Here is a 12,661-nt window from a genome sequence, read left to right on the forward strand (position 1 = left end):
TGGAAGGCAGGTGCTCCCGGCAACTATGAGGGTTGGATACTTCATTTGATTTGGTGACTGCCTCCACCAATCTGGTGTTGAAAATTGATTGCCCTGAACTTTCCAGCTTCACAGAATTAGCCGAGCGGCCTTGCGGACTCTGGACTGCAATCGGGCCCCTCCCCCCGAGGGGTGGGGGTGGACCCGGACGGGGGCCGGCCGGGGCACGCTCCACTTGCGCATGCCGGCTCGCACCAACAATGCCAGCCTTTCGTCTTTCGCATTGGCGAGACGTCCGTGGACGTTGTCGAGCGCTGCAAGCGCGATTGCGCGTCGCGCGAGCGAGCTAAGTCATTGACGCTACTCGACACTTAGAGCCGCAAAAGCCATTGCGAGACAGGCATTTCTTGTATGATGATGCGAGGTTTCAAAACCCGACAAAAGCGCTCAAATCGATTAAATGCGCAAAGCGATCAAGCGCTCCACTGTCTGGTTTTACGTATTAGACTTTTCCAGACAAAATTTTCGTTGCTGATTTTTCCGCAAGCCCCATCCTGATCGCGGGTCGAAAGCCCAAACATCAGCCGATAGCCAATCCGGTCAGCGGCGATCACAAATCTTGTCCAGGGGCCGCGCGCGTATGTCCAAGGCGCACGCCCAAAGGCGCGCGGGGCCGTCTGATGTCGGTCATTTCGCCCCTGGACTGCCGTCTTGCTCGAAAGGCAAACATCATGCGCACCTCAATCGCCCTCCAGACCCCGACGAATTCAAATGACCTTGGCGCCCTGCTTGCCCGCCGTGGGACTGACCTAATCTTGGCCGTTGAGGACGGAAACGCCTTGATTCGGTGCCATGTGAGCTCGGCGACCGCCGCGGCGATGCTGGCGCCTCTCAAGGGCCGGGCCGCCGGCCTGTTCCGCGCCCTGTCCGGCAACCTGGTCGAGATCGACGCCGCGGTGACGCTAGCCACCGCAATCCGAATGCTGGAGGCAAAAGCCGCCGCGGAGAGCCGGCACTTGAACTAAGAAAGGGCTACGACGGGCGGCGCAAAACCCGCCCGACCGGCCTAGAATCGGCGCTCGTGCTTCCCCGGTGCTTCCCCGCGGGTAGCACGGGCGCAATCACGTCAAACAGGGAGACAAAATGTATATGCAGTTTCAAAGGGTTGACTGGTCGGGGCAGCTGGATTCGAACCAACGACCTGCAGTACCCAAAACTGCCGCGCTACCAGGCTGCGCTATACCCCGAATGTCCGGCGAGCCCCGTCGATACACGCTTCCCAAAGCGCCAGCAAGCTTTCAAGCCGCCAGCAAGGCGGCAATAACCCCGCCCGCCCTACTTGGTGCCGAACAGCGGGTGGCCGACCCGGTCGCCGGGACGGATGCCGTATTTCTGCGCCGTTCCCGCCACCACCTCCAGCACGGCCCGCGCGGGCCCCTGGGACGAGATGATCCTGGTCGACAGCGGCTCGGTGTTTTCGGCGATGCGCAGGATGCGGCCGTCGGCGCGAATGAAGATCATGTCGAGCGAGACGTAGGTGTTCTTCATCCACATCGACACCTCCTGCTCGGGTTTGAAGTCGAACAGCATGCCTTTGCCGTCGGCCAGTTCCTTGCGGTACATCAGCCCGGTCTGCTTCTCCTCCTCGGTCGTGGCCATTTCAACCGAGAACACCTGCACGCCGTTCCTGGTGACGATTTCGAGCGGCTGGAAACTGGCGGCGCGCACCGGCGCGCTCGCGACGGCACAGCCGACGACGAGGATGGCGGCCAGCCAGCCCCTTGCAATGGACCAGACGGCCTTTCGGTCAAAATTCATGGGACGGTACTCGAGGGGGCGTGGGACTGGACCAGTCCTTACGCGGCGACCGTGACAAAAGCCAGAGGCGCGCCGGACGGCCTGCGCGCCTCTTGTCACGATTGCGGGAGTTGGCGATCGGCGGCCGCTAGTGCGACTGCAAGCTTTCTAGTGCGAAGAAAGCCCTGGCGATCCCGTCTCGGGATGGATCTCGGCCGCCATCATGCCCTTGGAGCCGGGCCCGAAGCGGACCAGGACATATTGGCCGGGCCGGAGTTCGGTCATGCCGAAGCGGCGCAGCGTCTCCATGTGCACGAAGATGTCGGGCGTGCCCTCGCCGCAGGTCAGGAAGCCGAAGCCGCGCAGGCGGTTGAACCATTTGACCTGGGCCCGCTCCAGCCCGCTGGTCGCGGTGACCGTGACGTGGGTGCGCGGCGGCAGCATCTGCGCCGGATGGATCGCGGTCGACTCGTCCATCGAGACCACCCGGAAGGCCTGGTACCCCTTGGCGCGCTGGATGCACTCGACGACGATGCGGGCGCCCTCATAGGCGGTCTGGAAACCGTCGCGCCTGAGCACGGTGACGTGCAGCAGCACGTCCGGCCAGCCATTGTCGGGAACGATGAAGCCGTAGCCCTTTGAAGCGTCGAACCATTTGATGACGCCGTGGACCTCGACGAGGTTGGCGCTGCCTTCACCAAGTCCGCTGAACGGGCTTAGCGCGCTATCGCGACCACCGCCGCCGTGCTCGCCCACAGCGGGAACTCCGATCTTCTTGGACTCAAATCCGTCCGACGACCCCATAACCCCGGACCCCACACTGCCCATTGCAACCCGCCTCAGCGGCGGCGTCGAATCACGCGTCTTAAGAGAATATTCTCAATTCGACGCGATGCGAATCTTTCGACTCAAAAGATAACACTCCCGGTTGCGAGGCATAGATAAAAAAGAGATTCGCCGGAACCTATGAACAGCTTGCACAGCCGCGAATCAAATTGATGCCTCAATTTGCGACAAAGGGCCCGAGAGTCTCGCCGATGTCGTGGCGGATGACGAGATCGGCGATGTCGTCCTGATCGGTCGGCTCGCGATTGATGATCACCAGACGCGCACCGGCGTTCTTCGCCATCATCGGAAAGCCTGCCGCCGGCCACACCACGAGCGAGGAACCGATCGCGATGAAGAGGTCGCAGGCTTGCGACAGCGCGGTCGCGCGCTGCATTTCGTCGTCGGGCATCATCTGGCCGAACGAGATCGTCGCGGTCTTCACCGGCTCGTCGCACGCGGTGCAGTTGGGTGCGCCGCCATCTTCGTCGAAGCGGCGCTTCACCCAGTCGAGCTGATAGGCCTGCCCGCATCCGATGCAACGCGCATAAGTGGTATTGCCGTGAAGCTCGATGACGTGCTCGGCGGCAAAGCCCGAGGCCTGGTGCAGATTGTCGATGTTCTGGGTGATGACGGCGGGAATCTTGCCGGCGCGGTAGAGCGAGGCGAGCGCGCGATGACCGCGGCCGGGCCTGGCCGCGGCAAAGACAGATTCCATCGCAAAGCGGCGGCGCCAGGATTCGTCGCGAGCTTCCTGGCTGGCGACGAATTCGTCGAACGGGATCGGACGGTTGCGCGTCCAAATTCCACCCGGCGAGCGGAAGTCCGGGATGCCGCATTTGGTGGAGATGCCCGCGCCGGTGAACGGCACGATGGTCCTGGAGTCGGCGATCATGTCGCCGAGTCGCTCGACGCCGCTGCGAAGATCCGATGCAATCACTTGCGGCCCCCCGGGTTGACCTTGCGCCAGCCGCACCATGCGCCCGCGACAAGATCGTTGACGCTGTTATCCACTGCCGCGCAAGAATCACGCAAGCCGCGGTGGGTAATTTTTTCCGACCTTCGCTTATCACAATCCTGCAATGCCTCCTCCCCATTGACGCCCCAATCAGAAGCGCCAATGCATGTGTTAACGCGACTCAACGTGATTGCGGCGGCAGTGCTTGAGTTCGGCCGTGCACACATATTGAAGTGCACACATACTGACGTGTAGAGGGGATTTGACATGACCGAAGACGAACAACGCAAAATCCGCGAACGCGAAGAGATCGCCGCCCGTGTCGCCGCCTTCCGTGCCACGCAGGAAAAATTCCAGCGCGAGCGCGAGGAGTATTTCGTCTCGACGCTCGACAATGCGCGCAAGGCTGAGCGGCCCTCGCTCTGGCCCTAAGCCATCTCCGGATCGCCACGCATGAAAAAAGCCCGGAGCATCGCTCCGGGCTTTTCACTTGGTCAGCCGTTACCAGCCGCGATAGTAGTGGCGGCGGTGGTAGTACGGCCCATCGCCGTAATAGGCGTACGGGCCAGGGCTGTAATAGGCGGGCCCGCCATAATAGCCGTAGCCCGGACCGTAGCCGTACGGATGCGACGCTGCGACCGCGCCTGCGGTAATCGCGCCGGCGGCGAGGCCGAATGCGAGGCCCGGGCCAATGCCGCGACCACGCGCCTCTGCAGGCGCAGGTGCCGCAACCGCGGTCACGCCGACGGCGGCAACGGTGGCCAGAACTGCCAGTGTCTTCTTCATGACTCTCCTCCTTCGCGTCTCGCAGGGACAACGTCGGGGGCCCGCGATGGTTGCGCGCAGGAGTGGAACCCGGGCGGCACAAAAATATCGGCACGAGTGGAACGAATGCGCGTTCCGCGGTTTTCTTCTTTGAGTGCGGAAGCCTCCGCTATCCGGTAGAGGCGACAGCATGAAGACCCCGTCAGCATCTCCGCGATGCTGGCGGGGTTTTTGGTTTCAGCGAAAGAAAATGGCAGCAGACATCAATGGCTGCCAACGGGACGGACGCCGAGGAGGACACATTGCCGCTATCCGCTTTGCTGGGGCGCATCCGCAGGCTCGTTCCCAAATCGCGCGACCAGCATTACGACGAGATCGTCCGCAACTTCGGCGTCGGCGCGCTACGCCCGCCGCCGACGCCGATGAGCGACGGCGAGCTGGCGCGGGCCATCGCCGAGTTCCTCAAGGAGCAGCCGTCGAGCGCGTCGGTTGCGACCCTCGGCCGGCGGCTGGACCCCTCCTCTCCGCTGTAAGCCAGCTTGTTTTCTCGCGGGTAGGGAACAAATGTTTCGCGCGCACGTTGAGCCCTCTTCACGCAAGAAGGGACCCGACATGCCCGCGTGGCTTGAAATTCTGCTCAACCTGTCCGGCTATGCCGGCTTCGTCGCGCTTGCGCGCCGCGGCACCGCGTGCCCGGGCCATTCCGCCGACGATCGCAGCTATGGTGACGAGCGCTAATTGGTGTGAGGCGCGTGGCCTGCCGTGCGCACCAGCCTGTCGGCCTTGACCGCGACGCGCGTGTCCTCGAGTTGCGGCCGCAGCGAGAAGCTGATCACCACGAAGGCGAGGCAGAACAGCGAGCCGACGACGGCGACGCGCCGGTAGGTGTGGCGGTCGCCCTGGAAAAAGGATGGTTCTGAAAAAGGTGTCATGCAAACGTGCTCGTTGGCAAAGTCGTTTCTTGTCCTTGTCAGACACCTATCCCAAGCAGCGGCAAGCGCAACGCGATTGGGGTTTTAACCTAACCGAATAGGGTTATCGGCTTTCCCGCAAATTTTCGTTAGGAGTTTGCGCAAGGCTTGAGACATCTGCTCTTGAGATCCCGGCGCGCCGCTTCAGACCACGTCACCAAAACTCCTGGACAGGTACGGCTTTGTTCCAGCTTCGCCTGCATTTCGTTCTCGAAGAACGAATCGGAATCGAAGAAATCGGCGCGGAGCGTCTCTTAACAAGTGGTGTGGATCGCCGCGAAAGCGAACGCGCGATCGCAGCGAAGGTCCGATCACTCGGTGTCGTCGGGCTTCGGTGGGAGGCACCGAGGGCCCGCCTTTGCGGAGCCGCGTGTGCCTGTCGGACCAGAACACTTTGACGATCTCGGCAAGAAACCAGCACGCATCCATGTCGCTCTCCCTCGCTTCATTCGATAGCGAGGACATGAGGGCTGGATCGTGCGAAGCATCACGCGCACGCGCGGCAACGAGGCCTGTCCCGCATCGACACAGAAGCCACGCCTTGTTCTGCATCCGACTCCATTTCGTTCGCAAAGAACGAATCGGAGTCGAGCAAATCAGCGCGGCGCGACTCCTAACGATCGATGAAGGCGCGCGCCGTCACGGCTTCACCGGCAAGATTTTCAACGGCAGGATTTTCAACGGCGAGCGAGATCGCGTTTACTGGGTCGCCGTCGTGGCCCGCCAGCGCGCCTCACGCCGCTCGCTTGGCGTTGCTCTTCTCGGAAAAACATTCGAGGATCTGGATGCGGAGCTCTTCGGCGGCCGGCCCCTCGACCTTCCTCAGCTGGTTCCAGAGCCTGATCACTTCGCGCTGTTTCTCGATGGTCATGCGTCACCTCCAACGTGATGACCGACTAGAACAAAATGAGAACAAAAAGTCCAGCCCTCGCGCGCGATTTCCCACGCATATCGCCTTGAACTCGACGGGCGCAGCGCGGAGCGTGGAAACTGGGGATTTCCGCGCCCACTCGCGTGGAAAGCCGTCTGACGAACACTCCGTCGCCACAGCGCGGTTGCTTTTTGGGTTTTCAACCTTAAGTTCGAGGCGCTGGCGGCAAGGCGCTGAAATCCCATCGCCGCCGGCCAAGAGAGCCCCGTGCGCAAGCGCGGGGTTTTTCTTTTGGGAACGCGCCGTCGCCCTCGCCGTTAGCCATTCCGGAGCGAGGGACCGTGATCAGGAAATTCTACGCCGTCGAGGTGGTTCGTCAGATCGAGGAGACCGTGGAGATCATGGTCGAGGCACCGGATGAGACCACGGCGCACGATGCGGCGCTTGCGCACCTGAAGGCGCGCGGCTCCGAATATCAGTGGCTCAATCCCAAATGCGAATTCATCGTCTGGCGCGAGCGCCAGATCGATCCGCCGGCGATCATCGATGTGTCGGTGTCGCCGGAGTAGCGGCCGGAACGAATGTCCCCGCCCCGCGTTGTCGGGCCGAGTTCAGTGGTGCTGGCGGCTGTGCGACGCGGCTGTCCAGCTTTGAAAAGCCCCGGTCCCCAACGCCGGGGTTTTTCTTTGTCGCGCCTCGAACAACAAGGCAGCAAACAACAAAGCAGCCACACGGGCGTTACACCGGGTGGCTGCTTTGACGACTGTCAGCTCCGCGCAAGATTCCGTCGCCGTGATCTCAACCGCCGGACGCCGGGCAACGTTCCGGCGCGCGGCAAATTTCTGTGCGGCCTTTGTTGACCGTCAGACCGGCAAATTGTCGTTCAGCCCCGGCGGGACTTCGCCTTGCGCGGCCCGCTCAGCGAGAAGCATCTTTTCGGCCTCATACCAGAAAGTGTCCATCCTCCCCGCGGGCTCGCCGGCTTCCCGCCAGAGATGATAGGCGCGGTCCCGGATCTGTTCCTCGCTCAGACTGGCCATGTGACGTCTCCCTTTGGGAAGCAAAGCCTGACGACGCCCGAGAGTTCCTTGTCCGTGTCCAGCACACCAGCCGGCGGTCGTTGCGGCGCTCCGCGCCGCGACGACGTCGCGGGCCGCTTAGACGGAGTCCTTGGCCACCTTCAGCGGCGAGGCCTTCACCGACTTGCTCGCCGGCTTCGCCGCGAACTGCATCGGCTCCTTGGTGAAGGGATTGACGCCCATGCGGGCTTCGGTCGCCGGCTTGTTCACGACCGACATCTTGACGAAGCCGGGAATGACGAACTCGCCGGACTCGTTGAGCTCCTTGTAGCCGACCGTCGCCATGTACTCGATGACCGACTTCACGTCGTTCTTCGACAGCTGCGTGCCCTCGGCAATTGCATCAATCAATTGAGTTTTCGTCATCTTCGCCATGTCTGAATTCCTTTTGTGCGGGCGAGCAAATCCTGCTCAGGACGCGGCTGAACCACGCAAGTGTGATGCCGATTCACGCCGGAGGTCATGAAGTCACGGGGCTTAGAACCCATTGAGGCCCAAAACACAAGCATGCCTTGTGCGGGGGTTCCACCCCTTACCGTGAAAGTGTCGCGGCATGCTGCCGCGCTGGCTTTGAACCATTCTGCCGCTGGCGCGTCTAACTAATTGAAGTCCCCAAGCTTCACCCCCATCAGCGAGCCCCGCTTCCCCCAGGCGGGGCTTTCGCTTTTGGTTGCCTCGTGGAGCGCGCCGGCTGGTATATGGTCGGATGTTTCTCGTGAGGGGCTGATGAAGATTGCCATTGTTATCGCCGGCCTGATCGTCGTTGCGGTCGCCGCCCTGGTCGCCATCCAGCCGGAGTTTTTGAAGCCTGCGTCTCTGGCGCAGGTCAAGAAATCCGACATCTTCGGCTTTTCGCCCGGGATGACATTCGAGGAGACCAACAAGCTCGTCACGCAACGTCACTACCGCTGCCGACAGGGTCGAGCTTCGTACATCCTCGAATGCGAAATCAACGGCGCCAAGGTCACGGTCTATAATGACGACGTCGACGCCGGCCACCCCATCCGGCGCGTCAATGCCGAGTTGAACAATCCGGGGCCGCAGGACGCGGCCGTCAAATCGATCTCCGACCAGTTCAACGCCCGGCCGACCAGGGACGCCGGCGGGGGATGGACGTGGATCGTCGGCCGTGGGCTCAAGCTGAGCTACGACGGAAACGCCTTGAAGCTCGTGGACGAGGCCTGGGATAACAGGCTTCGCAACGACGAAGCCAAGCGCTAGCCGCGCTGCGCCGAAATGAGCGGACCGTCATCGCAATCCGGTTATCCCCAGCCAACGCGTCACCTCATCGTGAAACCTGCGGCCCGGCACACCTTGTTGAGACTTCGGTAACCTAACCCATCCACTCTCCCCGCCAGTATCGTTGCGTTGGAGTAAACCCACAGTGCTGAATTTTGACGAGCTGCGTGAACTCGCGGCAGATGTTCGCGTGTTTGTTGACATCGCCGAGGACAAGGCCGAAGCGCTCAAGGCCGTCATCGCGGCCTACGACGTGGTGCTGGCGATCTTCCCCTCGCAGGAGGGCATGGGCCTCCACGTCATCAAGGGCAAAGAGATCCTGAACAGAATCGCGAACTCACGGACCCATACGACCTACAGTCATACCGCGATTGCGGTCCCTGACCTGGAGCATGCCGAAGTGCTCAAATATCTGACGGCCCCCGTCGAGCAGCGGGTCGCAGCCTAGCTGCAGGCGAGCGTCCAGCAGCGTTTTCTTCATACGCGATAGCTCTCGGCAATGCCGGGGCGGTTCAGCTCGTGCGCCCCGGCGACCGCGCACTCAATTCGTTCACCCTATGGATCCGGCCTGCCAAAGCCCGCTATAGAGAAGGGCTGCCAAAAGGCATCAGGAGAAAGCGATGGCTCAGTTCCAGCCTATCGAGCCATATGAGACTGGCTTGCTGGATGTGGGGGACGGCCACCAGATATATTGGGAATGTTGCGGCAATCCCACGGGCAGGCCGGCGCTTTTCCTGCATGGCGGCCCGGGCACGGGCTGCTCTGTTGGTCAAAGACGATTTTTCGATCCGAACGTCTATAGAGCCGTGCTGTTCGATCAGCGTGGCTCCGGTCGCAGCCTTCCACTCGCAAGTCAGTTGAGTTCGAGCCTGGCAAGCAATACCACCTCTCACCTTGTCGCAGACATCGAGAGGCTGCGCGAGCTGCTCGGTGTCGAAAGCTGGATCATCCTGGGCTTGTCCTGGGGAACCACGCTTGGCCTGGCCTACGCACAAGCTCATCCGGGACGCGTCAAAGCGATGGCGCTCGGATTCGTGACGACGACATCGCGCGCAGAGGTGCAATGGATCACCAGGGATGTCGGGCGCATCTTTCCAAGGGAATGGGAGCGCCTTTCCAAGACTGTCCCCCGGCATCTCCGCGGCATGCCGCTCGTCGATGCCTACGCAATCCTGCTTGCCGATGCCGACGAGACCGTTCGTGACAGAGCCGCCCGGGCATGGTGCGAGTGGGAGGATGCGCACGTCTCGCTCACCCCGGGACATCGGCCAAATCCCCGATTTGACGACGCGGAGTTTCGATTACGATTTGCGCGTCTGGTCACTCACTATTGGCGCCACGCCGCATTTCTCGAGGAGGATCAATTGATCCGCGACGCATCGAGATTGAACGGCATTCCCGGCGCCCTGATCCATGGCCGTTTCGACGTCAGCGGACCGTTGTCCACGGCGTGGCAACTGCACAAGCGATGGACGACTTCCAGGCTGCATATTCTCGGAGACGCCGGCCACGGCGGCGGCAATGAGTTCATGCCTTTGGTCATCAGAACTCTGGATGAGTTCGGGAAGCTGTAGAAACGGTAATTGATCTACAGCCACACGGCGATTGCGGTTCCCGACCTCGAGCATGCGCAGATGCTCAGATATCTGACGGCGCCTGCCGAACGGATGATACGCCTGCCCAGTAGACGCGAATGTAAAGCGAGAACTGGCCACTCGCGGGCAGCCAGTTGCTCTCTTGTCTGCGCTCGGCGATTTTGGCGCCAGCGCGCAGCGTCAACGAACCGTCCCGACATTGAACATTCACTTCGCAGGGAACGTTGGCGGCATCTTGCCGCTCCCTTCGAGCAAGTCGGTGTAGAGGTCGAAGAAGGCAGCGTCGGACTTCGCCCAGCCATAAGCGCTTTTTTGTGTTACCTGGCCCCTCAGCGCCAAATTGCCGGTTCGCAGGGAGGCTTATTGAACGGACCTCCGGCATAACTGCCAACGTCTGGAGCCCGGACACAGTGAACGACGTTGGAGGCAGGGACGACTGCACCGGTTTTGTCGTGCCACGCCGCCCGACGCCAGGTTGCCGGTTCGCAGGGAGGCTTATTGAACGGAGCTCCGGCAAAACTGCCAACGTCTGGAGCCCGGATGCAGTGAACGACGCGGGACGGATGGACGGCTGCGCCGTTCTGGTCGTACCACGCGGCCATGGCCGGATTAGCGAACATGGCCGCGGCGATCAATCCTACCGAAGCAAGCTTCCTCATTTGCGCGTCTCCTTATGTGTCAATGATTGAACGACTGACTATCCTTTGCGGCTCTTTCCTACCGAAGAGACTGCAAGCAACATTTTCCGGTATCGACTATGCACATCATCAAGGATGATCTATTTCAACTTCGCCCGAATACGGCGGCTGCGGTTCCCGACCTCGAGCATGCGCGGATGCTCAGATATCTGACTGCGCCTGTCGAACGACGGATTGCTGCGTAGTTGCCGACGGCAAGCGCATCCTCACGATGACCGGCGCATAGGAACGGTTGGCTCTCCCGCACATTGACCCATCTCCAGATGAGGAGATTGCAATGAGCGTTGAAGGTAAAGCCAAGGAAGCCGCCGGCTACATCAAGGAAGAGCTGAACGAGCACGGCAAGTCGCCCGAGAGCCAGAAGAAGGCTCAGGAGGGTCGTGACCTCAGGAACGAAGGCCGCGTCGAAGACGGCAAGCCGCCGAAGACGACGAAGCCCGGCACCGGTCACTAGACCGACTTTTCGAAGACCGCCCCTGGCCATGTCAGGGGCGGCTTTTCATGTGCGCTCCTGCCCGGACGCAGCGCTCCTCGGCGCGATGCGAAGCAGGGTCCAGCAGCGACGAACACGCCGCGGCTACGTCCCATCTCGCATGTCCCTGGTCGCGAAGTGACATCCGAACGCCACCAGGACCAGAGCAAACGTCGAGCCGAGCAGAATTCGCAGAGTCGATCCCATCTCCTGGCTCACATACCGGACATCGTGTCGGTGCGCGTAGCGTTCAGGATGCGCGGCATCCGGCTGCTGGGGTGAGACAGTCAAAAGCACAAGCCACGCAACGGTCCCGCAAAGCGCAGCAATCCTCGCAATCTTTCCGATGCTTTGAAGCCAGCGCTTCATGCCGCCCTCATCATGGCGTGGATCTCCGCTGCGCCTTTGTCCGGAACAGCCTTCATAAACTCCAGGAGGCAGCCACGCTTCTCAAGTCTTCGGCCCGGCCAGCAGCCTGAGAGCGCTGAGAACACTGAGAATGGCGAAAGCACAAAGACCGTAGGTGAGTGCATTCACGACCCAGGATATGGCGATCCCTGCGAAGCTGGAGCCTCCGACCGCTCCCCAGAACAAATACGCTACGGTGATGCCGGGCCATTCCAGCGAAAGAAAAGCGAAGTCGGTCAGCGGCTCGATGGCGAGGAGCACTGAGGAGATGAGCGCCCCGATAGCCAATGCGATGATGAAGTTGGCTTTCACGGAGAGCATCAAAACCCCAGCAGCCCGGCGATAACAGGAACGAGGAAATAGGCGGCGAGCCCGAGAAGGCCGCCCACGACAAAGCGCGCCGCGCGGCCGTGAATCTTCGTATCGAGCCACGCACAAACCGCCGCCGCAGCCTGTCTCAGCCAGCTACCGACGAGGCTTCCGACGAGATCAAACAGAAGTTCTGCAAGGAAAGCGGCCATGGCGTTTAGTCGCCCCCGCTTCTGCCGGGGTTCAACTGCCGAGGATTTGACCATTGAGGGCGCCGGTTTGATAGGTTGCTGGCGTGGTCACTGCTCGACACTCATAAACAGCCATCACCGCCGAGGAACGGGCCGATCGGGCCGGATTGGTTTTCCGTCACCGTGAGTGATGCCGATGCGGATTGACGGAAAGCCCACCGCAAGGCGGGTTCTCTTTTGAGAGAATTCCCTGCATAGTGCGGCATGGCCAAAGCAAGAGTGACCTTCAAAACCGTCCGCCTCTCAGACAGCGACTGGAAGATACTGGCGGACTACCCCGACCACGAACAGCGCGAAATCACCGGATTCGCCAGCAAGGCAGATGCCGACGACTGGATCAACGGCGATCGCAAGATCGCATGGCTCCGTTCCCAAGGTTACGCCAAGTGAGCTAGCCAAGTGAGCTAGCTGTCGCGCGCACATCGCAATCCTCCTTTTTGATAT

At 61.4% G+C, this 12,661-nt stretch carries 21 protein-coding genes and 1 tRNA gene; 11 read left to right on the top strand and 11 right to left on the bottom strand.

Annotated elements, in window-relative coordinates; translation table 11 throughout:
* Nucleotides 1-659 precede the first annotated feature (659 nt).
* A complete protein-coding gene (locus OWC48_RS07415) occupies nucleotides 660-1,004 on the top strand; it encodes a hypothetical protein (RefSeq protein ID WP_282519374.1) in 345 nt (114 codons plus the stop codon).
* A 145-nt stretch (nucleotides 1,005-1,149) separates the two neighbouring features.
* On the opposite strand, the gene OWC48_RS07420 is transcribed toward OWC48_RS07415, so the two are convergent.
* The 4 genes from OWC48_RS07420 to OWC48_RS07435 form a co-directional block, all read right to left on the bottom strand.
* Nucleotides 1,150-1,226: transfer RNA gene (locus OWC48_RS07420), tRNA-Pro, on the bottom strand.
* Between the two features lie 88 nt (nucleotides 1,227-1,314).
* On the bottom strand, nucleotides 1,315-1,797 hold the full coding sequence (locus OWC48_RS07425; RefSeq protein WP_282519375.1) for a DUF192 domain-containing protein: 483 nt from the start codon (nucleotides 1,795-1,797) through the stop codon (nucleotides 1,315-1,317).
* Nucleotides 1,798-1,944: 147 nt separating this feature from the next.
* Nucleotides 1,945-2,580, bottom strand: a complete 636-nt coding sequence (locus tag OWC48_RS07430; protein ID WP_282519376.1) for a cold-shock protein — start codon at nucleotides 2,578-2,580, stop codon at nucleotides 1,945-1,947.
* A 199-nt stretch (nucleotides 2,581-2,779) separates the two neighbouring features.
* Nucleotides 2,780-3,541 (bottom strand): NAD-dependent protein deacetylase, encoded by a 762-nt coding sequence (locus OWC48_RS07435; protein WP_282519377.1) that lies wholly within the window; start codon nucleotides 3,539-3,541, stop codon nucleotides 2,780-2,782.
* 285 nt (nucleotides 3,542-3,826) lie between these two features.
* On the opposite strand from OWC48_RS07435, the gene OWC48_RS07440 reads away from it, so the two are divergent.
* The gene (locus OWC48_RS07440) at nucleotides 3,827-3,991 is read left to right on the top strand and encodes a hypothetical protein (protein ID WP_282519378.1); all 165 of its coding nucleotides are present in this window, start codon (nucleotides 3,827-3,829) and stop codon (nucleotides 3,989-3,991) included.
* A gap of 69 nt (nucleotides 3,992-4,060) precedes the next feature.
* Here OWC48_RS07440 and OWC48_RS07445 read toward each other — a convergent pair whose 3' ends face one another.
* Nucleotides 4,061-4,345 carry a hypothetical protein gene (locus OWC48_RS07445; protein ID WP_282519379.1) on the bottom strand — a complete coding sequence of 95 codons (285 nt, stop codon included), beginning with the start codon at nucleotides 4,343-4,345 and terminating at the stop codon, nucleotides 4,061-4,063.
* Between the two features lie 245 nt (nucleotides 4,346-4,590).
* On the opposite strand from OWC48_RS07445, the gene OWC48_RS07450 reads away from it, so the two are divergent.
* Nucleotides 4,591-4,857, top strand: coding sequence for a hypothetical protein (locus OWC48_RS07450; protein WP_175627352.1), 267 nt, complete (start codon nucleotides 4,591-4,593; stop codon nucleotides 4,855-4,857).
* Nucleotides 4,858-4,936: 79 nt separating this feature from the next.
* Nucleotides 4,937-5,062 (top strand): hypothetical protein, encoded by a 126-nt coding sequence (locus tag OWC48_RS07455; protein WP_282519380.1) that lies wholly within the window; start codon nucleotides 4,937-4,939, stop codon nucleotides 5,060-5,062.
* Here OWC48_RS07455 and OWC48_RS07460 read toward each other — a convergent pair.
* A complete protein-coding gene (locus OWC48_RS07460) occupies nucleotides 5,059-5,256 on the bottom strand; it encodes a hypothetical protein (protein WP_282519381.1) in 198 nt (65 codons plus the stop codon). The two genes, OWC48_RS07455 and OWC48_RS07460, sit on opposite strands and share 4 nt — an antisense overlap.
* Nucleotides 5,257-5,836: 580 nt before the next feature.
* Between OWC48_RS07460 and OWC48_RS07465 the strand changes: the two genes are divergently transcribed.
* Together OWC48_RS07465 and OWC48_RS07470 are read left to right on the top strand one after the other, a co-directional pair.
* A complete protein-coding gene (locus OWC48_RS07465) occupies nucleotides 5,837-6,184 on the top strand; it encodes a hypothetical protein (RefSeq protein ID WP_282519603.1) in 348 nt (115 codons plus the stop codon).
* Nucleotides 6,185-6,507: 323 nt separating this feature from the next.
* Nucleotides 6,508-6,735, top strand: a complete 228-nt coding sequence (locus OWC48_RS07470) for a hypothetical protein (RefSeq protein WP_282519382.1) — start codon at nucleotides 6,508-6,510, stop codon at nucleotides 6,733-6,735.
* Nucleotides 6,736-7,029: 294 nt separating this feature from the next.
* Here OWC48_RS07470 and OWC48_RS07475 read toward each other — a convergent pair whose 3' ends face one another.
* A complete protein-coding gene (locus OWC48_RS07475) occupies nucleotides 7,030-7,206 on the bottom strand; it encodes a DUF2934 domain-containing protein (RefSeq protein ID WP_282519383.1) in 177 nt (58 codons plus the stop codon).
* A gap of 117 nt (nucleotides 7,207-7,323) precedes the next feature.
* Nucleotides 7,324-7,620, bottom strand: coding sequence for an HU family DNA-binding protein (locus OWC48_RS07480; RefSeq protein ID WP_007591377.1), 297 nt, complete (start codon nucleotides 7,618-7,620; stop codon nucleotides 7,324-7,326).
* A 351-nt stretch (nucleotides 7,621-7,971) separates the two neighbouring features.
* On the opposite strand from OWC48_RS07480, the gene OWC48_RS07485 reads away from it, so the two are divergent.
* From OWC48_RS07485 to pip, 3 genes are all read left to right on the top strand, one after another.
* Entirely contained in the window at nucleotides 7,972-8,466 is a 495-nt protein-coding gene (locus OWC48_RS07485; protein ID WP_282519384.1) for a hypothetical protein, read from the top strand.
* Nucleotides 8,467-8,629: 163 nt separating this feature from the next.
* Nucleotides 8,630-8,932, top strand: a complete 303-nt coding sequence (locus tag OWC48_RS07490) for a hypothetical protein (RefSeq protein ID WP_282519385.1) — start codon at nucleotides 8,630-8,632, stop codon at nucleotides 8,930-8,932.
* A gap of 172 nt (nucleotides 8,933-9,104) precedes the next feature.
* Nucleotides 9,105-10,058, top strand: coding sequence for a prolyl aminopeptidase (gene pip, locus OWC48_RS07495; protein WP_282519386.1), 954 nt, complete (start codon nucleotides 9,105-9,107; stop codon nucleotides 10,056-10,058).
* Nucleotides 10,059-10,122: 64 nt separating this feature from the next.
* Here pip and OWC48_RS07500 read toward each other — a convergent pair whose 3' ends face one another.
* A complete protein-coding gene (locus OWC48_RS07500; RefSeq protein WP_282519387.1) occupies nucleotides 10,123-10,461 on the bottom strand; it encodes a DUF1214 domain-containing protein in 339 nt (112 codons plus the stop codon).
* Between the two features lie 593 nt (nucleotides 10,462-11,054).
* Here OWC48_RS07500 and OWC48_RS07505 point away from each other — a divergent pair.
* Complete coding sequence (locus tag OWC48_RS07505) at nucleotides 11,055-11,231, top strand: hypothetical protein (RefSeq protein ID WP_254119220.1); 177 nt, start codon at nucleotides 11,055-11,057, stop codon at nucleotides 11,229-11,231.
* 468 nt (nucleotides 11,232-11,699) lie between these two features.
* Here OWC48_RS07505 and OWC48_RS07510 read toward each other — a convergent pair whose 3' ends face one another.
* Nucleotides 11,700-11,978 (bottom strand): hypothetical protein, encoded by a 279-nt coding sequence (locus OWC48_RS07510; RefSeq protein ID WP_282519388.1) that lies wholly within the window; start codon nucleotides 11,976-11,978, stop codon nucleotides 11,700-11,702.
* The gene (locus OWC48_RS07515) at nucleotides 11,978-12,178 is read right to left on the bottom strand and encodes a hypothetical protein (RefSeq protein WP_282519389.1); all 201 of its coding nucleotides are present in this window, start codon (nucleotides 12,176-12,178) and stop codon (nucleotides 11,978-11,980) included. The genes OWC48_RS07510 and OWC48_RS07515 overlap by 1 nt, the downstream gene beginning before the upstream one ends.
* A 243-nt stretch (nucleotides 12,179-12,421) precedes the next feature.
* On the opposite strand from OWC48_RS07515, the gene OWC48_RS07520 reads away from it, so the two are divergent.
* The gene (locus tag OWC48_RS07520) at nucleotides 12,422-12,607 is read left to right on the top strand and encodes a hypothetical protein (RefSeq protein ID WP_282519390.1); all 186 of its coding nucleotides are present in this window, start codon (nucleotides 12,422-12,424) and stop codon (nucleotides 12,605-12,607) included.
* Nucleotides 12,608-12,661: the final 54 nt, after the last annotated feature.

It is taken from the genome of Bradyrhizobium sp. Arg816 (assembly GCF_029989365.1).
Lineage (GTDB): Bacteria > Pseudomonadota > Alphaproteobacteria > Rhizobiales > Xanthobacteraceae > Bradyrhizobium.